The organism is Nesterenkonia suensis (assembly GCF_054782935.1).
The window spans coordinates 1,321,465-1,347,903 of sequence record NZ_BAAGRN010000001.1 but is presented as its reverse complement, the minus strand read 5'-3'; the positions used below and the strand labels follow the sequence as shown (position 1 = coordinate 1,347,903).

The following is a 26,439-nucleotide window of genomic DNA, read 5'->3' as shown; positions in this document are numbered from 1 at the left end:
CAGACCGCTGCGAATGTGTGAGTTCTCTTCACCAGCGCTCACAAGGCACCTCTCTCAAGGGTCGATGGTCGGCACCGCTGATCCAAGGACAGGGATGGTCCCCAGAGCGACACCACGAGGTCAGGCGCGCCCGTCAGGGTGCGGGCACGTGTCACGGCAACTCTACCCGGAACGGGTGGTGTCGTACTTCCCACCTGGCGCCCTGGGCACGTAACGTGGCCTGTGAGAGACGCGGCACAGGCCGTGAGCCTCTGACCCATGACACGAGAGGAAGTGACGCCCGAGGTGAGTCAGGCAGCCGCTGCCGAGGACCCGATGAGTGCCGAGACCGGCCACCCCTACGACGCGGCGACGAACGTCGTCGACAGGTCCGGTCTCCTGGAGGAGCTCGGTCTCTCCTCTGACGCTCTGGTCCAGGAGATCGGTCTGGATGATGACGTCGATGATGCGTTCCGGGATGCGCTGGAGGAGCTCCTCGACGAGCCCCTGATCGATGAGGAGGACGATGAGGTCGTCGATGCGGTGCTGCTGTGGTTCCGCGACGGGGACGGCGACCTTGCTGACGTACTGGTGGATTCGCTGACCACCCTGGACGAGGGCGGGTTTATCTGGCTTCTCACTCCGCGGTCGGGGCGCGACGGGTATGTCGCCCCGGTCGAGATCCAGGATGCTGCGCCGAACGCCGGGCTCCACGTGACCTCCTCGGCGGGCGTGTGCGCCGACTGGGCCGCTGCGCGCCTGATGGCGCGCAAGTGACCGATCCAGCGACCGCCGAGGTGCCCGGCCCCGCCGGCACCGGCACCTCCCGACCTGGGCGTCTGCAGGTGGGGGAGAGGATCCCGGCACTGGCGGGGCGGACCCACCACGGCGAGGAGCTGCGGCTTGACGCGTTGGCCGGGGCGCCGGCCTGGGTGATGTTCTTCCCCTTCGCCTTCAGCCGGGTCTGCGGTGCTGAGTTGGCATCGGTCCAGGCCGCCCGCCAGGACGTGGCCGAGATGGGGGCCCGGGTGGTCGCCATCAGCTGTGACTCTGTGCATACCCTGCGCGCGTATGCCGAGCACCTGGCCGCAGGCGCGGCTGAGCCGGCCGTCGACCTGCTCAGCGACTTCTGGCCCCATGGAGCGATCTCCCGAGCCTGCGGGGTCTTCGACGAGGCCCGGGGTGCTCCGACCCGGACCAGCTACATCCTCGATGCTCAGGCCAGGGTCCGGCATGTCCAGAATGTGCCGTCCCACGAGTCGCGAGACGTGGAGGAGGCCCTGGCAGCACTGCGCCACAGTTGAGATCGCCTAGAGTGGGGCCCCGTGAGTGTTCAGAATTCCACGAGGGCGCGGCTGGGCGTCCTGGACCGCTATTTCCATGTCTCCGAGCGGGGCTCCACCCTCGGGCGCGAGGTCCGCGGCGGCCTGGCCACGTTCTTGGCCATGAGCTACATCATCGTGCTCAACCCGTTGATCATCGGTGCCGCAGCCGACTCCACCGGGCACTACCTGGGTGGGGGGACCGAGCCGAACCTGCCCGCAGTGGCGGCGGCGACGTCGCTGATCTCCGGGGTACTGACGATCCTGATGGGCGTGATCGGCAAGTTCCCCATGGCCGTGTCCTCGTCACTGGGGCTCTCTGCCTTCATCACCTACGGCATCGTCGTGCTCCCGGGCATGACCTGGGCTGACGCCATGGGCCTGGTGGTCATCGAGGGCTTCATCCTGCTGATCCTGGTGCTCACCGGGTTCCGCTCGGCGATCTTCAACGCCGTGCCCTCCCCGCTGAAGACCGCGATCAGCGTGGGCATCGGGCTGTTCATCGCCCTGATCGGCATGATGAATGCCGGGTTCATCCAGAACTCCGGCGGTGTCGGGCTTGAGCTCGGGGTGGACGGCTTCCTCTTCGGGTGGCCGCTGCTGATCTTCCTGGTGGCCCTGTTCGCGCTGTTCGCCATGTGGGCCGCGAAGGTGCGTGGAGCCATTCTCTACTCCATCATCGGTGCCTCGGCGCTGGCGATCACCGTGGAGTCGATATTCCGGGTCGGCCCGCAGGTCGGCCCTGACGGTGAGGAGAACGCCTTCGGCTGGGGACTCTCTGTGCCGACACTGGATCAGGACTGGTTCACCTGGCCCGACCTGTCCCTCATCGGTGAGTTCAACCTGCTGGGCTCCTGGCAGAACATCGGGATCATCGCGGCCTCACTGGCCATCTTCACCCTGCTGCTGGCCAACTTCTTCGACCTGCTGGGGACCATGGTCGGCGTCTCCAACGCCGGAGGGATCAAGGATGAGCACGGGGAGATCCCGTACTCCCGGCGCATCATGGTCTCCGACGCGATCGGCACCATGGGCGGCGGTCTGGGGTCGACGTCGGTGAACTCCGGATTCATCGAGTCCACCGTAGGAGTCGGCGACGGGGCCCGCACAGGGCTGGCCAACGTGGTCACCGGGGCGCTGTTCCTGGCGACTATCGTGCTGGCACCGTTGGCTGCAGTGATCCCCACCGAGGCGGCCTCGGCCACGCTCGTGCTCGTCGGATTCCTGATGATGCAGCAGATCACCCGGATTGACTGGACGGATGTCGAGATCGGGATCCCGGCCTTCATGACCGTGGTGATGATGCCGTTCTCCTACTCGATCACCAACGGCATCGGAGCCGGCTTCATCACCTTCGTGGCCATCAAGGTGCTCCGCGGCAAGGCCCGTGCGGTGCATCCACTGATGTACGTCACTGCGGTGCTGTTCATCCTCTACTTCGTCTCCGGTCCCATCCAGGAGGCTCTCGGTGTGAGCTGAATGCTCAGCTCCCCGGCGATGTCGGCCCTGGTCCGCGCGGGCCGGGGCCGACGTGTGTCTGGGCGCACGCAGGGGAAGGTCGGTCACGTCTCGGGAAGCACGGCTGTCGACTCAACCTCCACCAGCTGGTCGTCGTAGCCGAGCGCCGCTACGCCCACCAGCGTGGAGGGCGCGTCGTGCTCACCGAACCTGTCGCGGACGACCTCCCATGCGGTGACGAGGTCCTGTTGCCGGGACGAGGCGACCAGCACACGGGTGGAGGCCACGTGGTGCAGGTCGGCGCCGAGCTCGCGAAGCACCGTCTCGAGATTGTCCACGCAGCGACGGGCCTGGCCGGCGATGTCTCCGACCGCGACGGTCCGCCCGTCGGCGTCGAGAGGGCAGGAGCCCGCCAGAAAGGCCATGTGTGCGCCGGCGGGGACTGTGGAGGCGTAGGCGTACTCAGCGACATCGCTCAGCGTCGCAGAGCGGTGCAGCGTGACGGGCGAAGGTCGGCTGGAGGGGGAGGAGAGCATGCCCTCATCGTGCCATGAGCTGACGGCGTCCCCTCAGGAAGAATCCGTGCCTCCCCTCGGGAGGCCAGCAGGATCATCGGTGGGGCGTCAGTTCCTGTTGCGTCATATTCGGATGACCTAACGCGCAACAATGCGCCACTGAAGCGCATATCTGTTGAGGCAAGGCGCGCCTCACCTGACCTGAGAGGCTCAGAGTCAATTAGTGCACACTCATGTTGCGTATACTTGGTGACTGTGCCCGTCGGGACGCCGGGCACATCGTCGTACACCGAGGACCGCTCCTGCGGTCGACACGCACCGCACTGACAACCACACCGACAGTCATGCAGGCCGGGCCGCAGCTCGGGGCTTCGGGCACCACCGGAGCACCCCGCGGCTCGCTCACCTGCCACGCCCCTTGGAAAGGACCTTCAGTCTTGATGACTCGCACTGTGACGCCGGCAGCCCTGGCGCTGCTCGCCCTCACGTTGACCTCCTGCGGTGACCCCGGCGACGGCCAGGAGAACGGTTCCGAAGAGCAGGCCGAGGCCGGCCAGGACAGCCTGGTGCTGTACTCGGGACGCAACGAGGAGCTGATCCAGCCGCTGATCGACCAGTTCAGCGAAGACTCCGGGATCGAGGTGGAGGTCCGTTACGGCAACACCGCCGAACTCGCCGCCCAGATCCTCGAGGAGGGGGAGGACACTCCGGCCGACGTCTTCCTCGCCCAGGACGCCGGTGCGCTCGGCGCAGTGGCCCAGGAGGGACTCTTCGACGAGCTCGACGACGAGCTCCTCGGGCAGGTGCCGGAGGAGTTCCGCGACTCGGGTGAGCGTTGGGTCGGCGTCTCCGGCCGTGCCCGGACGCTGGTCTACAACACCGACCTCGTCGATGAGGAGGACCTCCCGTCAGCGGTGGCCGAGCTCGCCGAGGCGGAGTACGAAGGTCGTTTCGCCGTGGCCCCGACGAACGCATCCTTCCAGTCCTTCGTCACCGCCTACCGCGAGGTCGAAGGGGAGCAGGCCGCCGAGGATTTCCTCTCCGGACTGGCTGAGAACGACCCGCAGATCCGTGAGAAGAACGGCGAGATCATCTCCGACGTCGCCGACGGCGCCGTGGAGATGGGGCTGGTCAACCACTACTACCTCTACGGCCGCGCCCGTGAGCTCGGGCAGGAGCCGGCTGACCTGAACATCGCCAACCACCTCTTCGGCGACGGTGACATCGGGTCCTTGGTGAACGTGGCCGGGGTCGGCCTGTTCGACGCGGACCACGAGGCCTCGCAGACTCTGGTGGAGCACCTGCTCAGCGAAGACGGGCAGCGCTACTTCTCCGAGGAGACCGCGGAGTACCCGTTGATCGACGGTCTGGAGGGGCCTGAGGGACTGCCGGCGCTGGAGGACCTGGACGTCCCGGACATCGACCTGAACTCCTTGGAGGACCTGGAGACCACCGTGCAGATGATCACCGACTCCGGGCTGGTGGGCTGACCCATCACCCTGGCCCCGGCCGGACGTCTCCGGCGCACCCGCGGCCCCGTCCCTGCCAGGGGTGGGGCCGCCGGTGTGCCCTGGTGGCTGCGTGCCGCCGCACTGGTCGGCGCCGGCGTGGCGCTGCTGCCGCTGATCTACCTGGTGGTCCGCGCCGGGCAGTATCCGCTGGCCGACTTCCTGGACGTGGTGCTCAGCCCGCGCAGCGGTCGACTGGCCATCACCTCACTGGCCCTGACCGGCGTCGTCACCTGCCTGTGCGTGGTTCTCGGCGTCGGGCTCGCCGTGCTGGTGACCCGGATCAGAGTGCGCGGACGCCTCGCACTGGGAGTCGCTGCGGCTCTGCCGCTGGCGATCCCCTCCTATGTGGCGGCATTCGGCTGGCAGTCGATGAACGCCCTGGTCAGCCCGGGGACAACCTTCGAGGGCTTCGCGGCGGCGGCGGTGGTGATCACCTCAGTGACCTATCCCTATGTGTACCTTCCTGCGGTCGCGGCGCTGGTCGCGGTCGATCCTGAGCAGGAGGAGGCGGCCCGCGCCCTGGGCCGGGGCCCTGTCAATACGTTCTTCACCGTGACCGCACGGCAGGCCGCTCCCGCGATCACTGCTGGCGGTCTGCTCTGCGCGATCTACGTCATCGCCGACTTCGGCGCCGTGTCGATCCTGCGTGTGGACACCTTCACCCGCGCAGTGTTCACCAGCTTCTCCATGGGCTTCGACCGGCTGGGCGGGATCGCCCTGTCCTCGGTGCTGCTGGTGCTCACGCTCTGCGTGCTCACCGTGGAGGGACGCATCCGTCGTACCGGAACCCGCTACGCGAGCCTCTCCGGCCCGGGCCGGGGGAGGCCGGATCTCCTCCCCGTGGGGCGATGGGCCGCACCGGTGGCGTTGCTCGGCTGGGTCCCCGTCCTGGTGGGGCTCGGGGTGCCGCTGAGTGCCCTCGCCGTCTGGAGCGCCCAGGGGGTCTCGCGGCCGGGATCGATCGGCGAGGTCCTCATGGCGCTGGGCAACTCGCTGATGGCCGCCGGGGCAGCGGCCGCAGCGACGACGGTGGTCGCCGTGCCGCTGGGACTCTGGCTCGCTCGGCGTCCCAGCCTGCTGGCTCGCCTGTTGGAGCGCACCGCCTATCTGGCCCATTCCCTGCCGGGGGTGGTCATCGGGCTGTCCGTGGTCATGCTGGGGATCACTGTGCTGCCCGGTCTCTATCAGACGATGTGGCTGCTGACACTGGCCTATTGCTCCCTGATGCTGCCGTTGGCTTTGGGCCCGGTGATCTCCTCGGCGCTGAGTGCTCCGCCGGAACTTGAGGAGGCTGCCCGGGCGCTGGGCCGCAGCCCCTTCCTCGCCTACGCCCGCGTCACGCTGCCGTTGATGCTTCCGGGTATCATCTCCGGGGCGCTGCTGGTGCTGCTGACCGTGGTCAAGGAGCTGCCCGCCACGTTGATGCTGCGCCCCACCGGATTCGACACGCTGGCCACCCGGCTGTGGACCTATACCGGCAATGAGTCCTATGCGGCGGCCGCGCCGTTCGCGGCGCTGCTGGTGCTCGTCGCGGCCGTGCCGGCCTGGATGATGATCTCTCGATTGCTCAAGGAGGTTCGATGAGCGCCATGACCCTGGACGCTTCAGCGTCCGACCCGGTGGACGGCGTGGCCGCCTCGGCCGAGGCCGGCGTGCCAGCTGGTCTCCAGGTCACCGGCACGGCGGTGAGTTTCGGGAGCCATCGGGTTCTGCATGACATCGATCTGGAGGTCAGGGCCGGAACGACCACGGCGATCGTGGGCCCCTCCGGCTCGGGGAAGACCTCCCTGCTGCGGGTCATCGCCGGCTTCCTGCCGCCTGACTCCGGGGGTGTGCTGCTCCGCGGCACGGACGTCACCGATGTGGCCGCCCACCGGCGGAGCATCGGCCTGGTGTCCCAGGACGGAGCGCTGTTCCCGCACCTCGATGTCGCCGGGAACATCGCCTTCGGGCTGCCCCGCGGGACGCGGCGCCGGGAAGTCCGCCGCCGCGTGGAGGAGCTGCTGGACTTGGTGAGCCTGGATCCCGAGTACGCCCGACGGCGGCCCGACCAGCTCTCCGGAGGCCAGCGTCAGCGTGTCGCGCTGGCCCGGGCGCTGGCGCGACGGCCCGACGTGATCCTCCTGGACGAGCCGTTCTCGGCATTGGATGCCGGTCTCCGCGAGACCACCCGGCAGGCTGTGCGCGAGATCCTGGCCTCCACCGGCACCACCACTGTGCTGGTCACCCATGACCAGGATGAGGCGCTGTCCTTCGCGGATCAGGTCGCGGTGCTCCAGCTGGGGCGGCTCTCGCAGATCGGCAGTCCGGAAGCTGTGTACCGCAGGCCGCAGGACACGCGTACTGCGCAGTTCCTCGGGGAGTCGGTGCTGCTCCCGGCTCGTGTCACCAGCACCGGTCGGGCCACCAGCGCCCTGGGAGAGATCCGTGTGATTGAGGCTGATGGGCGCGAGGTTGCTGATCAGCGGCAGGGGAATCTCGCTGAGCCGGTCCACGCCCCAGGGGGCGTGGGGACCGTGATGCTGCGACCCGAACAGATCGAACTCGCCGATCACGGCACGCCGGGGGAGGTGCTATCCTCCCAGTACTTCGGCCATGACACCACAGCCGTCGTGGCCGTTGAGGGGCTCGAGGAGCCGGTGCGTGTGCGCCGCCTCAACGCTGACCCCCTCCGGGCAGGAGTCTCCGTGCGCCTGACCGTCGCTGGTGTCGGGGTCTTCTATCCGGCCGACGGCGGCTGAGCACCAGGGCCACCAGCAGCATCAGACCCCACAGCATGAAGTGGGGACCCCAGAGCAGCGTGTGTCCCAGCAGGCCCGGGCGGTCGGTGATCTCGACGTCGACGGCCCCGGTCAGGACCAGCCCGCCGAGGACGACGTCGGCACTGCCGTAGAGGACCAGGCCTGCGCCCCCTGCCCAGGAGATGACCCGCCACATCTGCCGCCAGGGGATGCGGCCCTCCTCGGCGAGCAGCGGCACCCAGGCGGCGGCGAGCTTCAGCAGACCCGTCACCAGGAGCAGCAGCATCAGCGAGAGGTCTCCGTCACCCATGGCGTCGAAGGCCCATCGACCGACCAGGGGCAGCAGCCATTCGCCGCCCAGCGCCCAGTAGAAGCTCGGGAGGGCATGCAGGGTGCCCAGGCCCGCGGCGAGCAGGAACATCCGACGGATCGTCCGAGGGGACGCCGCCGGACGTCCGCGTGTCCGCGCCGCGGAGGACTCGCCGGAGGCGCGCGGAGTCGACATCGGTTCCTCCTGGACCGGAATGGTGCTGATCGGCAGATCTGTGGCGCACGCTACCCGGCAGGTGCCCACCGGCTGAAGGAATCCGGCCCGGCTTCCAGCTGTGACTGCACCGGATGCGGTGCCCCGCAGGTTGCGGATCTATCCTGAGGCCACAGGAATGATTCTCAGTAAATACATTGCAATCTCTTTATATGTATGGTGAGGTGGGACTGTGCGCGACGAACACGGTGTGGTGGCGGCGGCGGAGCTGTTCAAAGTCCTCGGCAATGAGTCGAGGCTGCAGCTCCTACGGCTGCTCGGTGAGTCGCCCCGAACGGTGGGGAGGCTTGTGGAGGAGACCGGCATGTCGCAGCCGCTGGTCTCTCAGCACCTGCGGTCGCTGAAGCAGGCGGGACTTGTGGCCGCGGACCGCCAGGGAAAGGCCGTGAGCTATCACCTCGCAGATGATCATGTTGCGCACATCGTCGACGATGCCATCGCGCACGTCGAAGAATCCCATGCAACGTACGTGGCCGACTGAGGGCCGGGAAGGACTTCGCCATGACTGATCACAAGACTGCTGAGCACACCGTCGAGGAGCACCAGCACGGAGAGAACTGCGGCCATGAGGCGGTGCCGCATGACGACCACGTGGATTACGTCCACGACGGTCATCGTCATGCCCCGCACGGCGACCACTACGACGAGCACTGAGTCCACGCGGGCGATGCGCGCTGAGTGCACGCGCCGCCCGTTGCGCCTCGGCTGACCGGAGCCCGGGGCCACGCTCATGCGTGGCCCCGGGCTCCGGTCATCGGTGAGGGCGGCAGTACGCGTGTGGGCCCTGCCGGGATCGAACCGACGACACTCGCGGTGTAAACGCGATGCTCTACCAGCTGAGCTAAAGGCCCGGGCGCGGCGGCCCTGTCCCGTGTCGCGGCGCAGTGACAGGGGCGGGCTCGCCGGCGAGAGAACTATACCAAGACCGGTCAGGCCTCTGCGGCGATCCTCTCCGCAGCCGCCTGCTCGGGGTGCGTCAGGCCGGAGCGGTGTGCCAGGACACGCTGCTCCGCGGCGAAGAGCGCCGCACCGACGATGCCGGCGTTGTTCTGCAGCTGCGCCGGCACCACGGGGGCTCGTGGACTGGTGACCTGCGGCAGGAAGTCTTCACTGCGCTTGGAGATGCCGCCGCCGATGATGAACTGGCCGGGGGAGAACAGCCTCTCCACGTGGGTGAGGTAGCGGTCCAGCAGTCGCCCATACTCGTCCCAGGGCATGTCTGTGCGCTCGCGCGCGGCTGCTGAGGCCTTCTGCTCAGCGACCTCCCCCTCGAACTCGAGATGTCCCAGCTCGCTGTTGGGGATGAGGACCCCGTCATGCACCAGGGCTGAGCCGATGCCGGTTCCCAGCGTGATGGTCATCACTGAGCCCGACCGTCCTGCGCCGGCCCCGTATCGGGCTTCGGCCAGCCCGGCGCCGTCGGCGTCGTTGAAGGTGTAGATGTCCCCGGGGAGCGCGCGCAGCAGTTCCCCGGCGTCGCATTCGATCCAGGAGTCGTCGATGTTCGCCGCGGAGAGGACCACGTTGTCGATCACGATGCCCGGCACCAGCACGCCGACGGCCAGATCCTCGCGGGACGGCGCCTTCTCCCGGCCCAGCAGCTCCTCCAGGATGGTGCGGATGACGTCCGCGACGGCTTCCGGGGTGGCGGGCTTCGGCGTCGGGATGCGGAATCGATCGCCGACGAGCTTGCCCTTGCGCAGGTTCACGATGCCGCCCTTGATGCCGGTGCCGCCCACATCGATGCCGATGGCACGCTTGGGCAGGGTCTCGAGGGCTGCGCTGGCCGGGGCCACCGCCTGGGCGGCCAGCGGCTGGGACTGCTCAGAGTGGGTCATTGCTCTCCAAGGGGTGAGGCGAGAAGAGCGCAGTCGACGGTCCACGACGCGCCTTCGGCTCCGCTCGCGGGCCACAGGGACTGGAAGTGCGTCGTCGCACCGGGTGTCAATGACCGGACGCTCCTGCGCGCCGGCCAGAGACCAGGATAACCGGTCGACGCGATGCAGGTCACGTATGTCACGATGTGCGACGGGTTCAGCCGCCCTGCTCCGAGGGCAGGGTCAGGATGTCGGCGCCGTCGTCGGTCACGACCAGCGTGTGCTCGAACTGGGCCGTGCGTCGCCGATCTCGGGTGACGGCGGTCCAGTCATCGGCCCACATGTCCCAGTGGCGGGTCCCCAGGGTCAGCATCGGCTCGATGGTGAACACCATGCCCGGCTCCATGGGTCGCGAGTGCTCGGGGGCGGTGTCGTAGTGGGGGATGACCAGCCCGGTGTGGAAGGCCTTGCCGACTCCGTGGCCGATGAACTCACGCACCACGCCGTAGCCGAACCGCTTCGCATAGGACTCGATGGAGCGTCCGATCACGTTGATCGGGCGCCCCGGCTTCACCGCCCGGATCCCGCGCATCATCGCCTCCTGGGTACGTTCCACCAGCAGCCGAGATTCCTCGTCGACCTCCCCGACCAGGAAAGTGCGGTTGTGATCGCCGTGGACGCCGTCGAGATAGGCGGTGATGTCGAGGTTGACGATGTCTCCGTCCTGCAGCGCAGTGGAGTCCGGGATGCCGTGGCAGATGACCTCGTTGATGGAGGTGCAGATCGCCTTGGGGAAACCCCGATAGGACAGGCAGGACGGGTAGGCGCCGCGGGAGACGAGATAGTCGTGGGCGAAGGCGTCGAGCTCATCGGTGGTCACTCCGGGGCGGATCAGCCGCCCGGTGGCGACCATCGCATCGGCCGCCAGGCGACCTGCCCGGCGGATGCGTTCGACCGTCTCGACGTCATAGACGTCCTCGCCCGTGTAGGGCGGGGGTGCATCGAGGCCGACGTAGTCCGGCTTCGCGATGTGGTCCGGGACCGGGCGTCGTGGGCTCACGACTCCCTTGGTCAGGGTGCCGACGGGGGCTGTCGAAGAAGGGACGGAAGCCATGCCGGCCATCCTATCGTTCGTGCGGGGGCCGCCGGCACGAGGCGGACCGGGCCCGGGGGCCTGTCCAGGATGACAGAGTGCGGGGTCGTGAGCGAGGTCGTCAGCGAGGTCGTCAGCGAGGTCGTCAGCGAGGCTGGCTGCGCAGCTGCAGGAGCAGTGCCGCCACGGCGATCAGGGTCACCACCGTCAGCGCGACCGGGAGCGAACTTCCCTGGGTCATCGCGCCGATCGCCGGGGAGAGGCTCAGGGTGACGGTCCGCATCGTCCAGCTGATCCAGGTCACTCCGCTGTGCGGCGGGAGTCCGGGGACCGCGTCGGCCCGAGCGAAGGCGATGGGCACCGTGACGGCGCAGCCCAGTCCGGCCAGTGCCAGCCCGGTCAGGGTCACGGCGACGTTCGGGGCCCAGGCCGCGGCGAGCAGCCCGAGAATGACTGCGGTGAGACTCAGCAGCAGCGAACGCCGATCGCCGAGCCGGTCGATGAGGCGATCGCCGAGCATCCTGCCGATGAACTGGGCGGTCAGCAGCACGGTCAGCCCGACTCCGGCCGAGGCGGCCGCCATGTCCCGCTCCGTGGCCAGCAGGACTGCAGACCAGTTGTTGCCGACGTCCTCCACGGAGATCCCGGCCAGGGCCACCAGGGCCAGGGGGATGAGGATCTTCGCCGTGGACCATCCGGTGGGTCGCGTGGTGCTCTGTGAGGTGCCCAGGGAGCGATCCGGCTCCGGGAGGAATGCCCGGGAGGACAGGCCCATGGTCACCACGCAGAGTCCCGCCCAGACTGCCATATGCGTCAGCAGCGGGATGCCCGCCACTGCCGCCAGAGTGCCCACCCCGCCGCCGATCGCCGCACCGATGCTCCATCCGGCGTGCATCGAGTTCAACAGGGAGCGGCCGTAGGCCTCCTGGACGCGCAGGCCCTGGGAGTTCTGCGCGACGTCGACGACGGCGTCGCCGCAGCCTGCCAGGAGCAGGCCGGCCAGCACCAGCCAGGGGTTGCCCAGGGCGACGCCGGCGGTGGCCAGCACCAGAGACATGCCGATCCATGCGGTCCCGAATCCCGCCGCGCGGGCCACTCCGACCGTGCGGGAGAGGACGCCAGGCAGGTGCAGCGCCAGCGTGCCGCCCAGTCCGAAGCCGACCACCAGCAGTCCGAAGAGGGCTGGACTGAGACCGAGGAGCTCCTTGACTTCGGCATAGCGGGCCAGCAGCGACGCCGGCAGCGCCCCGTTGGTGGCGAAGGCGGCCATGGTGGCCAGGCGGCTTCGGCGCAACGAGGCGGGGACGGCCCGGCGGCGTCCTCCATGCGGTGTGCTGGGCGTTTGCATGGCGAGCAGTCTTCCGCTGGAATCGCACACATGCAACGTGCGAACAGACACAGAACGATCATCTCGGCGGTCCGTGGCGGTGAGCAGGTGCGTGCCGCCGATCTGGTGCGCGCGACCGGGGCCTCGACGATGACGATACGCCGTGACCTCAGTGAACTGGAGCAGCGTGGCCTGCTGCGCCGCACCCACGGAGGAGCGGTCGGTCTGCCCGCACGGGGGGCGCACCTTCCCTATGACGTCCGGCGGGACACTCGGGTGGAGGAGAAGCGGGCGATCGGTCGGGCGGCGGCCGCCCTGATACCCGACGGCTCCAGCGTGATCATCGACGACGGGACCACCTGCATGGCTGTCGCCGAGGCGCTGGCCGGCCGGGACATCACGGTGCTGGCGCTCTCATTGCACATCGCGGCCGTCCTGGCCCGGGAGCCCGGGCCGGAAGCACGAGGCACCCGGGTCCTCACTCCGGGCGGCGAGCTGAACCCGGGAGAGCTGTCCTGGAGTGGGCATCGGGCCGTGCGGGACATCGAGGCGTTCCGCGCCGACGTCGGCGTGCTCGGGGTCTGTGGCTGGGACGAGGACTCCGGGATGACCGCCTCCACCGCCCAGGACGCTGATGTCAAGCGAGCGATCCGGGGCTCGTCCCGGGAGACCGTCGCCGCCGCAGGCGCGGACAAGCTGGGAGTCTCGGCGACCTTCGCGGTCTGCGCCACTGAAGACATCTCGACTCTGGTCACCGGTGAGCTGCGCTTCGACCGACGACTCTGGCTCGAGGAGTCTGGGGTGGACGTCGTCACCACCGGATGACCGGCGTAGGCTGATGCCATGGGTACGGAGTACTGGTACAACGTCCGCACCGGCGAGGTCGAACAGGGGGCGCAGTCCAGCTGGAAGCACCTGCTGGGGCCCTATGACACCTACGACGAGGCGGCCCGCGCCATGGAGAAGGTCCAGGCCAATAATGAGCGGTGGGAGGAGACCCAGGACTGAGGGGTTTCAGGTCTGACGGGTCTGAAGGCGGCGGCGCCGCTCAGAACCCGTGCTCCTCGGCGGGGAACGACCCGCCGCGCACATCCTCGGCGTAGGCGGCGGCCGCTGCGCCGATCGTGCCGCGGAGATCCGCGTACTGCTTGACGAAGCGTGGCCGGCGTCCGCGGGTCAGTCCCAGCATGTCCTGCCACACCAGGACCTGTCCCGTGGTCTTCGGGCCGGCTCCGATCCCGATGGTCGGAACCTCGAGCGTGGCCTCGACCTCGGCGGCGACGTCGGCCGGGACCATCTCCATCAGCACGCAGAAGGCGCCCGCGTCCTGCATGGCCCGGGCGTCAGCAAGCACCCGGGCGGCGGCATCGCCGCGGCCTTGGACGCGGTAGCCGCCCAGAGCGTGCTCGGACTGGGGGGTGAACCCCACATGTGCCATCACGGGGATCCCGGCGGCGACCATGGCCTGGACATGGCCGGCCATCGCCGCGTCGCCCTCCACTTTCACCGCGTGGACCTCGGCCTCCTTCATGAAGCGGACACCGGTCTGCACCGCCTGCTGCGGGGATGATTCATAGCTGCCGAAGGGTACGTCGGCGACCACCAGGGCCCGGCGGGCGCCGTTGGCCACGGAGCGAGAGAAGACGAGCATCTCGTCGACGGTGATCGGCAGAGTGGTGCTGCGGCCCATCATCACGTTGGCGGCGGAGTCCCCGACCAGCAGCACCTCGATGCCGGCCTCGTCGAAGATCTCGGCTATCTGCGCGTCGTAGGCCGTCAGCATCGCGAACCGGCGGCCCTCCTCCTTGAAACGCCGCAGGTGCACGGTGCGGATGCGGGCCGGCGACGCCGGCGCCGCGGCGGAGCGAGCGGAGGTCGGAGCCGCGGCGTCGCCGGTGCTACCGGTGCCACCAGTGCCACCGGTGCCGCCGTAGGGGACGGGGCTCTCCGCGGGTGCGATAGCGGGTGTGGTGTCAGGGGTCTCGCGGGCGCGGTTCTCAGCTGGCATGGCACCAGGCTAGCGCCTCGCGGGCAGCGGCACGGCTTGCGGACAGGTTCTCGGACGGCGGCGCCTCCGACGAGGCAGGGCTGTTGGGTAGAGTGGAAGCGGCGAGACAACCACGCATGTCAGAGAGGCTGCAGCGAGCATGGATCGACAGCAGGAATTCGTACTGCGCACCATCGAAGAACGGGACGTGCGATTCGTACGTCTCTGGTTCACCGATGTCGTGGGCGCGCTCAAGTCCGTGGCGCTGGCGCCGGCGGAGGTCGAAGGCGTGTTCAGCGAAGGGCTCGGATTCGACGGCTCCTCCATCGAGGGTCTCTCCCGGGTCTTCGAGTCTGACATGCTGCTGAAGCCGGATCCCTCCAGCTTCCAGATCCTGCCGTGGCGGGGCGAGCAGGAGCCCACCTCCAGGATGTTCTGCGACATCCTCACCCCGGACCAGGAGCCCGCCTCCGCGGACCCGCGGTCTGTGCTCCGGCGTCAGCTCGACGCCGCGGGGGAGATGGGCTTCACCTGCTACACGCATCCGGAGATCGAGTTCTACCTGCTGGACTCTGAGGAGCTCGACTCCGACGGCTGCCCGATCCCGGTCGACCGCGCCGGGTACTTCGATCACGTCACCGGCAGCGTCTCGCAGGACTTCCGGCGTCACGTGGTCTCCATGCTCGAGGCGGTGGGGATCTCGGTGGAGTTCAGCCACCATGAGGCAGGACCGGGGCAGAACGAGATCGACCTCCGGTACGCGGACGCACTGACCACCGCCGACAACATCATGACCTTCCGCACGGTGATCAAAGAGGTCGCCGTGATGCAGGGCAAGTACGCGACCTTCATGCCCAAGCCCTTCACCGAGCATCCGGGGTCGGGCATGCACACCCATTTCGGTCTCTTCGAAGGCGACTCCAACGCTTTCTTCGCCCCCAACGCCGAGTTCAACCTCTCGACCATCGCTCGGCAGTTCATCGCCGGAGTGCTGACCCACGCTCCCGAGTTCACCGCGATCACCAATCAGTTCGTGAATTCGTACAAGCGCCTGTGGGGCGGGGGAGAGGCACCGTCCCATGTCTCCTGGGGTCACAACAACCGTTCCGCCCTGATGCGCGTGCCGCTGTACAAACCGACCAAGGGCGGATCGGCCCGTGTCGAGTTCCGCGGCATCGACTCCTCGGCCAATCCCTACCTGGCCTACGCGGTCGTGCTGGGTGCCGGCCTGAAGGGCATCAAGGAGGAGTATCAGCTGGCCGAGGCCATCACCGAGGACGTCTGGTCGCTCACCACTCCCGAGCGCAAGGCCCTGGGGATCAAGCCCCTTCCGGGAACCCTGCATGACGCCATCCGGCAGATGGAGGACTCCGAGCTGGTGGCCGAGATCCTCGGAGAGCAGGTCTTCGAGAACTTTCTGCGGAACAAGCAGCAGGAGTGGGACGAATATCGGATCAACGTCTCGCCCTTCGAGATCAATCGCTATCTCGGCATGATCTGAGGTCGGTCAGGCCAGTATGAGCGAAACGTCGACACGTGATCTGATCGCCGCGGGCTTCGACGAGCTCGACCGCGCGGCGAGCTTCCTGGCCGATGAGCAGCTCAGCGGACTGGATCGCCGGGCGTTGCTGCACACGATGCGTCGTGCCCCGGATCCGGACCAGGCGCTGCTGCTGCTCATCAGGCTGTTGGAGCAGTCACCCGAGGTCGGCAGTCTCTTCGCCGAGACGGATCAGGGCCTCCACCGGCACGCGGTGCCGCTGATCCGGCTGCTCGGTGCCTCGCGTGACCTCGGTGAGTTCCTCGTCCGTCGGCCTGAGGCCGTCCAGGTGCTCGTCGAGCATGCCGACATGATGGAGACAGCGGCTCCCGACGCGCTCCCGCCAGTGGTCGATGCCGAGACTTTCCGCACCGCGCTGATGGAGTCTGTGCGGGCTGACCCACCGGCGGCGACGCCGGTGGCGCAGCTGGACGAAGAGTTCACCGCTCGTCAGGCGGCAGCGGCGCTGCGCATCGCCTACCGCCGGGCGCTGGTGGGCATCGCCCTGCGGGACCTCTGCGCCACTGACCCGTCGGCCTATCAGCCGCTGGTCTCGCAGCAGCTGGCGGACCTCGCCGCCGGGACCGTCGATGCCGCCCTGGCCGTGACGCGGGCCGAAGTCGTCGAGCGGCATGGCGACGACGCCCATCGGGTGGAGCTGGCCGTCATCGGCATGGGCAAATGCGGGGCCCGTGAGCTCAACTACATCTCGGACGTCGACGTCGTCTTCGTCCACCGTGCTCCAGAGGACCTCGACGACGTCGACGCACGGACCATCGCCGGAGGCCTCGCGGGCGGAATCTCGAAGGTCATCAACTCGTCAGCTCCGGAGCCCGGCCTCTGGGAGGTGGACGCGAACCTGCGGCCAGAGGGCAAGGACGGTCCGCTGAGCCGGACACTGGAGTCTCATGTCGAGTATTACCGTCGCTGGGCCCACGGCTGGGAGTTCCAGGCCCTGCTGAAGGCCCGACCGATCGCCGGGAGTGCAGCGTTGGGCGAGGCCTATGTCTCGAAGCTGTGGCCGCTGGTGTGGAGCTCCTCGCAGCAGGAGGAGTTCGTCGAGAACGTCCAGAGGATGCGCCGTCGGGTCTTCGAACACATCCCCGCTGACCACGTGGATCGGGAGATCAAGCTCGGCCGCGGCGGGCTGCGTGACATCGAGTTCACCGTCCAGCTGCTCCAGCTGGTCCACGGCCGGGTCGACGAGACCCTCCATGTCCGAGACACCCTCACCGCCATCCGGGCCCTCGCCGAAGGCGCGTACATGAGCTCCCGGGACCAGGAGGCGATGACCCGGTGCTACCGACAGCTGCGCCTCTATGAGCACCGGATCCAGATGAAGAACATGCGGCGGACGCATCTGATGCCGTCCCAGGATCACGAGCTGCGCGCACTGGCCCATGCCGTCCGCCCGCCGCAGACTGCTCGGCGGGACACGGCCGAGGATCTCCTGAAGGCGTGGCGCAGCGTGGTCCGGGAGGTCTCCTCGTTCCACGAGACGATCTTCTACAGGCCGCTGCTCTCCACCACTGCGGTGCTCTCCGACGAGGAGGTCCGGCTTTCGTCGCAGGCCGCCCAGGACCGTCTGGCCGCGCTGGGCTATTCCGACACCTCCGGTGCGATGCGGCACATCGAGACGCTGACCTCGGGAGTGACTCGCCGAGCCACCCTGCAGCGGCGGATCCTGCCGATGATGCTCGGGTGGTTCGCCGAAGGCGTCGACCCGGACGCCGGCCTGCTGGCCTTCCGCCGGCTCAGTGAGTCGCTGGGCAGCAGCCCCTGGTACCTGAGCATGCTGCGTGACTCCTCCGTGGCGGCCGAACGGCTGTGTCACATCCTCACCAGCTCACGCTTCATCTCTGACCTGTTGGAGCATTCCCCGGAGTCGAGCCGCTGGCTGGGTGACGACTCCGCGTTGCAGCCGCTGAGCTTCGAGTCGCTCTGGACGGAGATCCATCATCAGCTGGCTCGTCACGGGGGCGACTCCTCCACGGCAGCCCGGCTGACCCGACTGGTCCGCCAGCGTGAGGTGCTCCGCATCGCGATCGCGGACTCTGCCGGGCTGCTCGAGCTCGAGGAGATCGGGCACGCCTTGGCCGACGTCGACCGGGCCACGACATTGGGCGCGTTGCACATCGCCGAGCGGGAGGTCTTCGCCGAAGAGGGCGAGCAGGTGAAGTTCCTGGTGGTCGCGATGGGGCGCCAGGGAGGCCGAGAGATCTCCTACGGATCCGACATGGACGCGATGTTCGTCCACCGCCCAGTCCAGGGTGCGGATCCGGCGGTCGCCGACGAACAGGCCGGCCGCCTGGCCGCCCGCCTGACCGCTCTGCTCTCCCAGTCGGTGAAGCCACCGGTGCGCGGGGAGGATCCGCTGAAGCTCGACGCGGACCTGCGGCCCGAAGGCAAGACCGGTCCGATCTCCCGGACCCTGGACTCCTTTCGCGAATACTATCGGCGGTGGATGGACGTCTGGGAGCGTCAGGCTCTGCTGCGGGCCCGGCCGGTCGCGGGCTGTGACACCTTGGCCGCCGACTTCATGGCCTTGGTCGACGAGGTGCGCTATGGCGCTGCCCCGAGCGAGAGCGAGGTGCGCGAGATCCGGCGCATCAAGGCGCGGGTGGAGTCCGAGCGTCTGCCCCGCGGGGCGGACCCCTCACGCCATGTGAAGCTGGGCCGGGGAGGGCTCTCCGATGTCGAATGGCTGGCGCAGCTGAAGCAGCTCCAGCATGCCCACGACGTGCCGTCGCTGCATGTGACCAACACGTTGGACACGCTGGAGGTGCTGGTTCAGCATGAGCTGCTGGCCGGTGAGGACGCGGCCGTACTGGCCGAGGCGTGGAAGCTGTGCACGCGGGTGCGGGCCGCCAGCAAGGTCTGGAGCGGCCGGACCTCGGACGTGCTGCCCTCCTCCCGACGTGACCTGGAAGCGGTGGCCCGCTGGTGCGGATTCGAGGCAGGCTCCGCCGCAGCCTTCGAGGAGCACTACCTGCGGACGACACGCCGCTGCCGACAGGTCTACGAGCGGCTCTTCTACGACGAGGCATGAGCTTCTGCCCCCGGGGCGAGCAGCTCCAGGGTGCGATGTTGCACGGCTTCGTCCCGCGCCAGGTTGACCAGCATCAGCTCATCGGCGGCGACCTCTGCGGCGACGGCGTCCAGCCAGCTGATGACCTCACTCGCGGTGCCCGCAGTCGTGCGGGTGAGCATCTCCAGGACCTGCCGTCCGGCCGGATGGTCGCGCAGCCGCAGGACGTCCTCGTCGGTGAGCGTGCGGTTCCGGCCCAGCATGTTCCGGATCCAGGTGTCTTCGGCGGCCCGCCGCTGGCGATGGGCGACCTCGGCGTCGTCGTGGGCGATCACGTTGACAGCCGCGATGAAGTGGGGCTGTGATCCGGGCCCCCGCAGCGAGTTCGTCGCCTCGAAGGTGGAACGATAGATGTCGGCGGCCTGGGTGAGCATCTGCGGCGCGAAGTGGGAGGCGAAGGCGTAGGGTAGCCCGAGCGTCGCCGCGAGCTGGGCCCCGAACAGCGAGGAGCCGAGGATGTACATCGGCACCTGGGTGCCGTGGCCGGGATACGCCCGGACTCCGGGGATCCGGGAGCGCCCGGTCAGGTATCCGGCGAGCTCCATGAGGTCAGACTCGAAGCGATCCGCCTCCGTGCCGTCGCGACGCAGTGCTTGCATGGTGGCGCCGTCGGCGCCGGGAGCCCGTCCCAGGCCGAGGTCGATCCTGCCGGGGAAGAGCGTCTCGAGCATCCCGAACTGCTCCGCGATGACCAACGGGGTGTGGTTGGGGAGCATGATGCCCCCGGAGCCGACCCGGAGGTTCTCTGTGGCGGCGGCGATGTGCTGGATCATCAGCGCCGTCGCTGAGGAGGCGATATGCGGCATGTTGTGGTGCTCGGCGAACCAAAGCCGGGTGTACCCGAGGCCGTCGGCGGTGCCGGCCAGACGGCGGCTGCGGGCGATGCCCTCCGCGATGGACTCCCGGCTCCGGACAGTCGCCAGATCCACCAGGGACAGGGGCACAGATGTGGGCACTGGGGCTCCTCGCAGGGTCGTGGCGGGCTGATACGGTTCAGCTGTCTGTGGGTGCAACAGACGGTCCGGCCACGGCCATCCCAGGCTCGCTGAGAGCATCATCACAGGCAGAGGGAGTACGGTGGGGTCATGAAGCCGTCCAGGCTTCCCCTTCATGAGAGATCATGAGCGACAAGTCGCCCCGCTACACCATGTCCAAGAAATCCAGCAAGTCCCTCAAGGAGAAGCGCGCTGACAAGCGCGCCGCGGCTGAGAAGTCGTTCGGAGAGAAGCTCGCGGAGAAGAAGCGCGGATGCTCGGGTCCTTGGGCGTGGTCGGCACCTCGTCCAAGGAGAACGAGCGGCGCCTTCCTCTCCACCCCGACCACCTGATCACCACTTCGGACGTCGTGCTGATGCCCAAGCCTCAGCACGAGGATGTGGCCCTGATGAGCAACGGCCAGGTGCTGTGGTCCTGGACGCACCGTGTGCAGGATCCGACGATGACTCAGCTGGCCATCGACAGACGGCTGACCCTGATCGCCTTCGAAACCATGAATCGGTGGACCTCCGACGGCGCGGTGGGGCTGCATGTGTTCCACAAGAACAACGAGCTCGCCGGGTACAGCTCGGTGCTGCACGCCCTGCAGCTGATCGGATCCACCGGCGACTACGGACGGCCTCTCAGCGCCGTGGTCACCGGCTTCGGCGCGACCGCCCGGGGCGCAGTCACGGCACTCAGCGCCCATGGAGTGCACGACATGCACGTGCTGACGAATCGCGGTGTGGATGCGGTGGGTTCGTCGATCCATTCGGTCCGCATCCGGCAGGTCGAGCACCACGGGGAGGATCGCTCCGAGGTCATCACGGACGAGGGTCGCCAGCCATGGGCGGAGTTCCTGGCCCGGGCCGACGTCGTCGTCAACAGCACCCTGCAGGACTCCGCCGCGCCGCTGACCTCCCTGACCGTCCAGGACCTCGAGCAGTTCCGTCCGGGGAGTCTGATCGTGGACGTGTCCTGCGATGAGGGGATGGGCTTCGAATGGGCCCGCCCCACCTCGTTCACCGACCCGATATTCACCGTCGCAGACCGTGGCGTCCACTACGGGGTGGACCACAGCCCGTCCTATCTGTGGAACTCCGCGACCTGGGAGAACAGCCTGGCGCTCCTGGAGTTCGTGCCCCACGTGATGGGAGGGCCGTCGGGCTGGGACGCGGATGAGACCATCAGCGGGGCCATCGGGATCCGCGACGGCCGGGTCATCAACCCGCAGATCCTGGCCTTCCAGGGCCGCGCCCTGGAGCGCCCCCACCGGGTCGCCTGACGAGGGCCTGAAGGCTCCCTCTGCGTGCGGTGGTGGGTCCCGCCGGGGCTCTTGGGCTGTTCGGGGCTCTCGGGGCCGGATACGGCAGAAGCGCCGCGCTCAGCTGGGGAACAGCTGGTTGCCGAGCGCGGCGCTTCTGAGGCCGGTGAATCCGGCTCCCATGTGGGAGGAGTGTGGGGACAAGTCCCACCAGATCCCCGTGATGCCGTCAGACCGAGTAGTAGAGCTCGAACTCGTGGGGGTTCGGGCGCAGGTTCAGCGGCTCGATCTCTTCCTCGCGCTTATAGGCGATCCAGGTCTTGACGATCTCCTCGGTGAACACCCCGCCTTCGAGCAGGAACTCGTAGTCGTTCTCGAGCGCCTCGAGCGCCTCCTCCAGGGAACCCGGGGCCTGCGGGATGGTCGCCAGCTCCTCGGGCGGCAGCTCGTAGAGGTCCTTGTCGACCGGCTCGTGCGGCTCGATGCGGTTCCGGATGCCGTCGAGGCCGGCCATCATCTGGGCGGCGAAGGCCAGGTAGGGGTTCCCCGAGGCATCCGGGGCGCGGAACTCGAGACGCTTGGCCTTCGGGTTCGCTCCGGTGATCGGAATGCGGATGGAGGCCGAGCGGTTGCCCTGCGAGTAGACCAGGGAGACCGGAGCCTCATACCCCTTGACCAGGCGCTTGTAGGAGTTCACCGTCGGGTTCGTGAAGGCGAGCACCGCGTGGGCGTGCTTGAGCAGGCCCCCGATGTACCAGCGCGCGGTGTCGGAGAGGTTCGCGTAGCCCTTCTCGTCGAAGAACAGCGGTTCGCCGTCGCGCCACAGCGACTGGTGGCAGTGCATGCCCGAGCCGTTCTCCTCGAAGACCGGCTTCGGCATGAACGTGGCGGATTTGCCGAACTGGTCCGCGGTGTTCTTCACCACGTACTTGAACTTCTGGACATCGTCGGCTGCGTGCACCAGGGTGTTGAACTTGTAGTTGATCTCCTGCTGACCCGGTGCGGCGACCTCGTGGTGGGAGCGCTCGACCTCCAGGCCCGCGTTGTCCATCGCGATGCAGATCGCGTCACGGAGGTCGGCGCTCTTGTCCTGCGGGGAGACCGGGAAGTATCCGCCCTTGGTGGACAGCTTGTGACCCAGGTTGCCGCCGGGGAGCTCCTCCGCGGACTTCCAGTTGGCCTCATCGGCGTCCACCGAGTAGAAGGACGCCTGCGGGGAGGACTGCCACTTCACGTCGTCGAAGAGGAAGAACTCGGCCTCGGCGCCGAAGAAGGCGGTGTCGGCGATGCCGGAGGAGGCCAGATACTCCTCGGCCTTCTGCGCGACGCCGCGCGGGTCGCGGACGTAGGGCTCGCCGGTGCGCGGGTTCACGATGGAGAAGTTCATCGCCAGGGTCTTCTCGACGCGGTACTCGTCGATGAACGCGGTGGCGACGTCCGGGATCAGCTGCATGTCAGACTCTTCGATGCCCTGGAATCCGCGGATCGAGGAGCCGTCGAACAGCTGCCCGTTCTCGAAGAAGTCGAGGTCGACGGTCTTGGCCGGGACGTTGAAGTGGTGCTGGCTGCCGGGCAGGTCGGTGAACCGGATGTCGACGAACCTGACATCCTCCTCCTGGATGAACTTCAGGACTTCTTCGGGGTTGCTGAACATGCGTCCGTGCTCCTATGGATATCGTGCTGGACACCGGGCGGACCCGGTCTGCGTTGTTCACCCTAGCCGGATCGGCGCAGGTGTGTGGGACCGATCACCGTCGATGACCTGATCCGCGCCTCCTGAGCCGTGGCCGAGGCTCGCGCTCTGGGCACCACGCTAAGCAGGCGGGATTTCTCGACCATCACGCAAATGTTTCAGCCATGTAACTTAACTCGCTCATCGGGGTCCGGTGGATTCCGGATGCGCGTGCGGCGGTGGTGGACGACGACGGCGGGGCCCGGTGGGCGCCTCGGTCGGGCAGGTCCCAGGGCGGCTCCTCCGCCCGTAGAATAGGGTCCCTGAACCCCTCGGCCGAGACCGCCCCGAGGGTCCGTCGAGCAGAGGAGATCCGTGGCAGACAGCCGAGATGCCCGACCTGGTCGTTCAGAGCCCTCTGGGGAGGGGGCCGGAGACAGCTGGCCGGGTCAGAGCCTGGGCCTCCCGGAGAGCGGCCCCGGCAGCCTGGCCCCGTTCGGGCGGCGTGTGCTGGCCCTGCTCATCGACTGGGGGATCGCCCTGCTGATCTCCACGGTCTGGTTCGGCGGTGACCCCGTGGTGACGCTGCTGATCTTCGCCGCGATGCACATCATTCTGGTGGGGCTGTTGGGCGTGACCATCGGCAAGCGGCTGGTCCGCATCCAGGTGGTGCGTGGCGCTCGGGTCCCGGGACCCCTGTGGTCGACGGTGCGCACCCTGCTGCTGCTGATCGTGATCCCGGCGATCCTCTTCGGACCGGACGGACGCGCCGTCCACGACCGCGTGGCGGGAACCGTCCAACTGAGGATGTGACCGGCGGCTGAGCCGCTCAGCGGGAGGTCGCAGCGGGGCTCGGGGCCGAGCGCTCGAGGCCGCGCGTCCGGTACGGCGCGCGCAGCCTGTCCACCAGGATGATCGCGACGGCGATGAGCACGGCGGAGCCGAGCATGTGCAGCAGCACCAGCAGGATCGGCAGCCCGGTGAAGTGCTGCACATAGCCGATGGTGCCCTGGACCAGGATCACGCCGACCATCCACCACGTGGCCTTCCGCTGGGCCGGGGATGCCCGGTGGCGCAGCTGGCGGACCAGGATGGTCAGCGTCGCCGCGCAGAGCACCCACACCGGAAGGGTGTGGAGCCGGGTGACCAGGTCCGGGTCGAAGCCGTGCCGAGGCGCCCCGGGATCTCCGGCATGGGGCCCTGTGCCGGTGACGATCGTGCCCAGGATGACCGCGATCCAGCTGGAGGCCAGCACCACCGGAGCCATGGCGGAGCTCACCGAGTCCACCGGGGCGTCCACGAGGGGGCGTCCGGGCCCTCCCTGCTGTTCAAGCTCGAAGTTCACCCGGTGCAGCAGCTGGGCGGCGAGCATCACGAGGATCGAGGACAGCAGGAAATGCAGGGCGACGATCCACGGATTGAGGTTCGTCCACACGGTGATGCCGCCGATGACGCCCTGCAGGGGGATGCCCAGGCCGATCAGCAGTGCCCGCACGACGAGGGGACGATGGCTGTCCCAGAGCCGGACGATCGCCAGGAACATGGCCACACTGATCGCGATGAGCACATAGGTCAGCAGGCGGTTGCCGAACTCGATCGCACCGTGGATGCCCATCTCCGGGGTGGACACCCAGGACTCGGGGGTGCAGCGCGGCCATTCCGGACATCCCAGGCCGGAGTCGGTGAGGCGGACGGCGCCGCCCGTGACCATGATGCCGATGTTGGACACCAGGGTGGCGATGGCCAGGATCCGCGTCATGGCTGTGATGCGCGTGGGCAGGCGGCGGGTCAGGGAGTCGGTCAGCGCCATTGGAACCACCTTCGTGCGGCGAGGACGGCGAGCACGGACCAGCCCGCCAGGACGAGTGCAGGGACTGCGGCGAGGGAGCCTTCGACCGTGGCCGCGCGCAGCCCCTCACCCAGCGCGGCGGAGGGGAGCAGGAGCAGCAGCGCACCGGGTCCCTCATGGTCCAGAGGGAACACTGCTCCGCCGGCGGCGCCGAGCAGCACCCAGAGGATGTTGGTCACCGCGAGCGTTGCCTCGGCCCGGACAGTGCCGGCCAGGAGCAGCCCCAGTGCGGTGAAGGCGGTGGCGCCCAGGATGAGGAAGATCAGCAGCCAGACCAGCCCGGCAGGGTCCGGCTGCCAGCCCAGCACCAGGCCTGCGGCTCCGATGACCACCACTTGGACGGCGACGACGCAGACCACAGCCACTGCCTTGCCGAGGATGAGTCCGGTGGGGCCCAAGGGGGTGGTGGAGAGATAGGCGAGCACTCCGTACTGGCGTTCGAAGCCGGCCGCGATGCCCTGCCCGGTGAACGCGGACGCCATCACGGCCAGGGCCAGCACGCCGGGGGTGATCACGTCGATGCCGGGCACGGCGAGCCCGTCGCCGGTGCGGCCGGCGACGAGGTCGAGCCGATGGGCGCCGAAGAGCACCAGCAGCGGAAGGATCACCGAGACCAGCAGCTGCTCTCCGTTGCGCAGAGTGTTGCGGGTCTCGTAGAGGCCGTGGGAGAGGATGCGACGTCCCACAGGTGCGGGGCGGGAGATCGGCATGCTCATGAGACGGAGACCTCCCAGAAGACGTCCTCGAGAGTGCGGGCCTCGAAGGAGACCTCACCGGGCATCAGGTCGATGTCCTGCCACCACGCGGTCAGCCGGTGCAGATCCGTCGGGCCCCCGATCCCGGCCACCGCCCAGCGGGCTCCGGGTCCATTGTCGGCGCCGCCGTCGAGGCTCACCGGGATCGGGGCGGCGTCGAGCTCGCCACGGGTGAGCGTCCGCGGCGCGACGAAGAGCAGACGGCGGCTGCGGCCGTCGTCGGTGAGCTCGGCCACGGTGCCGTGGCGGACCACCACGCCGTCCTTGAGGATGTGGACCGAGTCGGCCAGCCGCTGGGCCTCCTCCAGCAGGTGTGTGGTCAGCACGATGCCCAGCCCCCGATCGCGCAGGTGGGTGATCAGATCGAAGACCGTCTGCCGGGACTGCGGGTCCAGGCCGGCCGACGGCTCGTCCAGGAAGACGGCCTCCGGGCGGCCGATGAGGCTGGCCGCCAACGCGACGCGCTGGCGCTGGCCGCCGGAGAGCCGACGCACCGCGGTGTTCATGAAGCCGGACATGCCCAGGCGTTCCACCAGATCCGCCAACGGCCAGGGGTCGGAGTGGAGTCGGGCGACATGCTGGAGCAGCACATCGGGGCGCACTGACTGCGGGAGCCCGCCGTCCTGGAGCATCACCCCGACGCGGGCACGCAGGGCGGCGCCGGCTCGCCAGGGATCCTCCCCCAGGAGGGTGACTGTCCCCTGGGAGGGTCTCAGGAGTCCTTGGGCGCAGCCCAGCGCGGTGGTCTTCCCGGCGCCGTTGGGGCCCAGCAGGACGGTGACCTCACCGCGGCGGGCGGTGAAGTCGACGCCGCGGAGGATCTCCTGCACGCCGGTCGCGGAGCGGGCGGAGCCGACGGCGTACCGGACCTGGCGCAGGCTGAGGCAGAGGGGCTGGTGGGGCACCAGGACATTCTACATTTCTACAGGCTGTAGTAGAGTTCGGCGACCCGTCCGTCGCGCGAGATGACGGCACAGCGGGGCAGTGCCGGGGTGCTCGGCGG

25 protein-coding genes and 1 tRNA gene are annotated in these 26,439 nt (G+C 68.5%); 14 read left to right on the top strand and 12 right to left on the bottom strand.

Annotation, left to right across the window (positions count from 1 at the left end; all coding sequences use genetic code 11):
- Window positions 1-315: 315 nt before the first annotated feature.
- From ACYVKI_RS05890 to ACYVKI_RS05880, 3 genes are read left to right on the top strand one after another with little or no spacing between them, the layout of a single operon-like run.
- The gene (locus ACYVKI_RS05890) at window positions 316-756 is read left to right on the top strand and encodes a DUF3052 domain-containing protein (protein ID WP_460689367.1); all 441 of its coding nucleotides are present in this window, start codon (window positions 316-318) and stop codon (window positions 754-756) included.
- Window positions 753-1,283 carry a redoxin domain-containing protein gene (locus ACYVKI_RS05885; RefSeq protein WP_460689366.1) on the top strand — a complete coding sequence of 177 codons (531 nt, stop codon included), beginning with the start codon at window positions 753-755 and terminating at the stop codon, window positions 1,281-1,283. Before ACYVKI_RS05890 ends, ACYVKI_RS05885 begins: the two co-directional genes overlap by 4 nt.
- Window positions 1,284-1,304: 21 nt before the next feature.
- Window positions 1,305-2,780 carry an NCS2 family permease gene (locus ACYVKI_RS05880; RefSeq protein ID WP_460689365.1) on the top strand — a complete coding sequence of 492 codons (1,476 nt, stop codon included), beginning with the start codon at window positions 1,305-1,307 and terminating at the stop codon, window positions 2,778-2,780.
- A gap of 83 nt (window positions 2,781-2,863) precedes the next feature.
- Here the strand turns inward: ACYVKI_RS05880 and ACYVKI_RS05875 are convergent, their stop codons facing one another.
- The gene (locus ACYVKI_RS05875) at window positions 2,864-3,295 is read right to left on the bottom strand and encodes a RidA family protein (RefSeq protein ID WP_460689364.1); all 432 of its coding nucleotides are present in this window, start codon (window positions 3,293-3,295) and stop codon (window positions 2,864-2,866) included.
- A 419-nt stretch (window positions 3,296-3,714) separates the two neighbouring features.
- Between ACYVKI_RS05875 and ACYVKI_RS05870 the strand changes: the two genes are divergently transcribed.
- The 3 genes from ACYVKI_RS05870 (at window position 3,715) to ACYVKI_RS05860 (ending at window position 7,526) form a co-directional block, all read left to right on the top strand.
- Window positions 3,715-4,764, top strand: coding sequence for an iron ABC transporter substrate-binding protein (locus ACYVKI_RS05870; RefSeq protein ID WP_460689363.1), 1,050 nt, complete (start codon window positions 3,715-3,717; stop codon window positions 4,762-4,764).
- A gap of 75 nt (window positions 4,765-4,839) precedes the next feature.
- Entirely contained in the window at window positions 4,840-6,369 is a 1,530-nt protein-coding gene (locus tag ACYVKI_RS05865) for an ABC transporter permease (protein WP_460689362.1), read from the top strand.
- A complete protein-coding gene (locus ACYVKI_RS05860) occupies window positions 6,366-7,526 on the top strand; it encodes an ABC transporter ATP-binding protein (RefSeq protein ID WP_460689361.1) in 1,161 nt (386 codons plus the stop codon). Before ACYVKI_RS05865 ends, ACYVKI_RS05860 begins: the two co-directional genes overlap by 4 nt.
- On the opposite strand, the gene ACYVKI_RS05855 is transcribed toward ACYVKI_RS05860, so the two are convergent.
- A complete protein-coding gene (locus ACYVKI_RS05855; RefSeq protein ID WP_460689360.1) occupies window positions 7,441-8,031 on the bottom strand; it encodes a DUF3995 domain-containing protein in 591 nt (196 codons plus the stop codon). The genes ACYVKI_RS05860 and ACYVKI_RS05855 overlap by 86 nt on opposite strands.
- Before the next feature lie 211 nt (window positions 8,032-8,242).
- Between ACYVKI_RS05855 and ACYVKI_RS05850 the strand changes: the two genes are divergently transcribed.
- Window positions 8,243-8,551 carry an ArsR/SmtB family transcription factor gene (locus tag ACYVKI_RS05850; RefSeq protein ID WP_460689359.1) on the top strand — a complete coding sequence of 103 codons (309 nt, stop codon included), beginning with the start codon at window positions 8,243-8,245 and terminating at the stop codon, window positions 8,549-8,551.
- A gap of 20 nt (window positions 8,552-8,571) precedes the next feature.
- Window positions 8,572-8,724, top strand: a complete 153-nt coding sequence (locus ACYVKI_RS05845) for a zinc transporter permease (protein WP_460689358.1) — start codon at window positions 8,572-8,574, stop codon at window positions 8,722-8,724.
- 124 nt (window positions 8,725-8,848) lie between these two features.
- Here ACYVKI_RS05845 and ACYVKI_RS05840 read toward each other — a convergent pair.
- The 4 genes from ACYVKI_RS05840 to ACYVKI_RS05825 all read right to left on the bottom strand — a co-directional run bounded on the left by ACYVKI_RS05840 (window position 8,849) and on the right by ACYVKI_RS05825 (window position 12,328).
- Window positions 8,849-8,921: transfer RNA gene (locus ACYVKI_RS05840), tRNA-Val, on the bottom strand.
- Between the two features lie 78 nt (window positions 8,922-8,999).
- The gene (gene ppgK / locus ACYVKI_RS05835; protein ID WP_460689357.1) at window positions 9,000-9,908 is read right to left on the bottom strand and encodes a polyphosphate--glucose phosphotransferase; all 909 of its coding nucleotides are present in this window, start codon (window positions 9,906-9,908) and stop codon (window positions 9,000-9,002) included.
- 196 nt (window positions 9,909-10,104) lie between these two features.
- Window positions 10,105-11,001, bottom strand: coding sequence for a type I methionyl aminopeptidase (map, locus tag ACYVKI_RS05830; protein WP_460689356.1), 897 nt, complete (start codon window positions 10,999-11,001; stop codon window positions 10,105-10,107).
- A gap of 124 nt (window positions 11,002-11,125) precedes the next feature.
- Window positions 11,126-12,328, bottom strand: a complete 1,203-nt coding sequence (locus ACYVKI_RS05825; protein WP_460689355.1) for an MFS transporter — start codon at window positions 12,326-12,328, stop codon at window positions 11,126-11,128.
- A gap of 30 nt (window positions 12,329-12,358) precedes the next feature.
- On the opposite strand from ACYVKI_RS05825, the gene ACYVKI_RS05820 reads away from it, so the two are divergent.
- Window positions 12,359-13,132, top strand: a complete 774-nt coding sequence (locus ACYVKI_RS05820) for a DeoR/GlpR family DNA-binding transcription regulator (protein ID WP_460689354.1) — start codon at window positions 12,359-12,361, stop codon at window positions 13,130-13,132.
- A gap of 18 nt (window positions 13,133-13,150) precedes the next feature.
- Window positions 13,151-13,315 (top strand): SPOR domain-containing protein, encoded by a 165-nt coding sequence (locus ACYVKI_RS05815; protein WP_460689353.1) that lies wholly within the window; start codon window positions 13,151-13,153, stop codon window positions 13,313-13,315.
- 40 nt (window positions 13,316-13,355) lie between these two features.
- On the opposite strand, the gene panB is transcribed toward ACYVKI_RS05815, so the two are convergent.
- The gene (gene panB, locus ACYVKI_RS05810) at window positions 13,356-14,315 is read right to left on the bottom strand and encodes a 3-methyl-2-oxobutanoate hydroxymethyltransferase (protein ID WP_460689352.1); all 960 of its coding nucleotides are present in this window, start codon (window positions 14,313-14,315) and stop codon (window positions 13,356-13,358) included.
- Window positions 14,316-14,454: 139 nt separating this feature from the next.
- On the opposite strand from panB, the gene glnA (ACYVKI_RS05805) reads away from it, so the two are divergent.
- Both glnA (ACYVKI_RS05805) and ACYVKI_RS05800 read left to right on the top strand, forming a co-directional pair.
- Window positions 14,455-15,795: a type I glutamate--ammonia ligase gene (glnA, locus tag ACYVKI_RS05805; protein WP_460689351.1), complete on the top strand. Its 1,341-nt coding sequence runs from the start codon at window positions 14,455-14,457 to the stop codon at window positions 15,793-15,795.
- Between the two features lie 16 nt (window positions 15,796-15,811).
- Window positions 15,812-18,883, top strand: a complete 3,072-nt coding sequence (locus ACYVKI_RS05800) for a bifunctional [glutamine synthetase] adenylyltransferase/[glutamine synthetase]-adenylyl-L-tyrosine phosphorylase (RefSeq protein WP_460689350.1) — start codon at window positions 15,812-15,814, stop codon at window positions 18,881-18,883.
- Here the strand turns inward: ACYVKI_RS05800 and ACYVKI_RS05795 are convergent.
- On the bottom strand, window positions 18,868-19,878 hold the full coding sequence (locus ACYVKI_RS05795; RefSeq protein ID WP_460689349.1) for an LLM class flavin-dependent oxidoreductase: 1,011 nt from the start codon (window positions 19,876-19,878) through the stop codon (window positions 18,868-18,870). The two genes, ACYVKI_RS05800 and ACYVKI_RS05795, sit on opposite strands and share 16 nt — an antisense overlap.
- Window positions 19,879-20,170: 292 nt before the next feature.
- On the opposite strand from ACYVKI_RS05795, the gene ACYVKI_RS05790 reads away from it, so the two are divergent.
- Window positions 20,171-21,181 carry a Rossmann-fold NAD(P)-binding domain-containing protein gene (locus ACYVKI_RS05790; RefSeq protein ID WP_460689348.1) on the top strand — a complete coding sequence of 337 codons (1,011 nt, stop codon included), beginning with the start codon at window positions 20,171-20,173 and terminating at the stop codon, window positions 21,179-21,181.
- Window positions 21,182-21,389: 208 nt separating this feature from the next.
- Here ACYVKI_RS05790 and glnA (ACYVKI_RS05785) read toward each other — a convergent pair whose 3' ends face one another.
- Entirely contained in the window at window positions 21,390-22,814 is a 1,425-nt protein-coding gene (gene glnA, locus ACYVKI_RS05785; RefSeq protein ID WP_460689347.1) for a type I glutamate--ammonia ligase, read from the bottom strand.
- A 393-nt stretch (window positions 22,815-23,207) separates the two neighbouring features.
- On the opposite strand from glnA (ACYVKI_RS05785), the gene ACYVKI_RS05780 reads away from it, so the two are divergent.
- Window positions 23,208-23,645: an RDD family protein gene (locus ACYVKI_RS05780; protein WP_460689346.1), complete on the top strand. Its 438-nt coding sequence runs from the start codon at window positions 23,208-23,210 to the stop codon at window positions 23,643-23,645.
- Window positions 23,646-23,661: 16 nt separating this feature from the next.
- Here ACYVKI_RS05780 and ACYVKI_RS05775 read toward each other — a convergent pair whose 3' ends face one another.
- From ACYVKI_RS05775 to ACYVKI_RS05765, 3 genes are read right to left on the bottom strand one after another with little or no spacing between them, the layout of a single operon-like run.
- Entirely contained in the window at window positions 23,662-24,642 is a 981-nt protein-coding gene (locus ACYVKI_RS05775; RefSeq protein WP_460689345.1) for a COX15/CtaA family protein, read from the bottom strand.
- The gene (locus ACYVKI_RS05770; protein ID WP_460689344.1) at window positions 24,633-25,397 is read right to left on the bottom strand and encodes an ABC transporter permease; all 765 of its coding nucleotides are present in this window, start codon (window positions 25,395-25,397) and stop codon (window positions 24,633-24,635) included. The genes ACYVKI_RS05775 and ACYVKI_RS05770 overlap by 10 nt, the downstream gene beginning before the upstream one ends.
- The gene (locus ACYVKI_RS05765; RefSeq protein ID WP_460689343.1) at window positions 25,394-26,341 is read right to left on the bottom strand and encodes an ABC transporter ATP-binding protein; all 948 of its coding nucleotides are present in this window, start codon (window positions 26,339-26,341) and stop codon (window positions 25,394-25,396) included. Before ACYVKI_RS05765 ends, ACYVKI_RS05770 begins: the two co-directional genes overlap by 4 nt.
- Window positions 26,342-26,439 lie beyond the last annotated feature (98 nt).

What these genes read in the sequence shown, in the direction of transcription:
- ACYVKI_RS05890 (WP_460689367.1), top strand. Translation starts at nt 316, where the DNA reads ATGAGTGCCGAGACCGGCCACCCCTACGACGCGGCGACGAACGTCGTC.
- ACYVKI_RS05875 (WP_460689364.1), bottom strand. Translation starts at nt 3,295, where the DNA reads ATGCTCTCCTCCCCCTCCAGCCGACCTTCGCCCGTCACGCTGCACCGC.
- ACYVKI_RS05870 (WP_460689363.1), top strand. Translation starts at nt 3,715, where the DNA reads ATGACTCGCACTGTGACGCCGGCAGCCCTGGCGCTGCTCGCCCTCACG.
- ACYVKI_RS05860 (WP_460689361.1), top strand. Translation starts at nt 6,366, where the DNA reads ATGAGCGCCATGACCCTGGACGCTTCAGCGTCCGACCCGGTGGACGGC.
- ACYVKI_RS05855 (WP_460689360.1), bottom strand. Translation starts at nt 8,031, where the DNA reads ATGTCGACTCCGCGCGCCTCCGGCGAGTCCTCCGCGGCGCGGACACGC.
- ACYVKI_RS05845 (WP_460689358.1), top strand. Translation starts at nt 8,572, where the DNA reads ATGACTGATCACAAGACTGCTGAGCACACCGTCGAGGAGCACCAGCAC.
- ppgK (WP_460689357.1), bottom strand. Translation starts at nt 9,908, where the DNA reads ATGACCCACTCTGAGCAGTCCCAGCCGCTGGCCGCCCAGGCGGTGGCC.
- map (WP_460689356.1), bottom strand. Translation starts at nt 11,001, where the DNA reads ATGGCTTCCGTCCCTTCTTCGACAGCCCCCGTCGGCACCCTGACCAAG.
- ACYVKI_RS05825 (WP_460689355.1), bottom strand. Translation starts at nt 12,328, where the DNA reads ATGCAAACGCCCAGCACACCGCATGGAGGACGCCGCCGGGCCGTCCCC.
- ACYVKI_RS05820 (WP_460689354.1), top strand. Translation starts at nt 12,359, where the DNA reads ATGCAACGTGCGAACAGACACAGAACGATCATCTCGGCGGTCCGTGGC.
- ACYVKI_RS05815 (WP_460689353.1), top strand. Translation starts at nt 13,151, where the DNA reads ATGGGTACGGAGTACTGGTACAACGTCCGCACCGGCGAGGTCGAACAG.
- panB (WP_460689352.1), bottom strand. Translation starts at nt 14,315, where the DNA reads ATGCCAGCTGAGAACCGCGCCCGCGAGACCCCTGACACCACACCCGCT.
- glnA (WP_460689351.1), top strand. Translation starts at nt 14,455, where the DNA reads ATGGATCGACAGCAGGAATTCGTACTGCGCACCATCGAAGAACGGGAC.
- ACYVKI_RS05800 (WP_460689350.1), top strand. Translation starts at nt 15,812, where the DNA reads ATGAGCGAAACGTCGACACGTGATCTGATCGCCGCGGGCTTCGACGAG.
- ACYVKI_RS05790 (WP_460689348.1), top strand. Translation starts at nt 20,171, where the DNA reads ATGCTCGGGTCCTTGGGCGTGGTCGGCACCTCGTCCAAGGAGAACGAG.
- glnA (WP_460689347.1), bottom strand. Translation starts at nt 22,814, where the DNA reads ATGTTCAGCAACCCCGAAGAAGTCCTGAAGTTCATCCAGGAGGAGGAT.
- ACYVKI_RS05775 (WP_460689345.1), bottom strand. Translation starts at nt 24,642, where the DNA reads ATGGCGCTGACCGACTCCCTGACCCGCCGCCTGCCCACGCGCATCACA.
- ACYVKI_RS05770 (WP_460689344.1), bottom strand. Translation starts at nt 25,397, where the DNA reads ATGAGCATGCCGATCTCCCGCCCCGCACCTGTGGGACGTCGCATCCTC.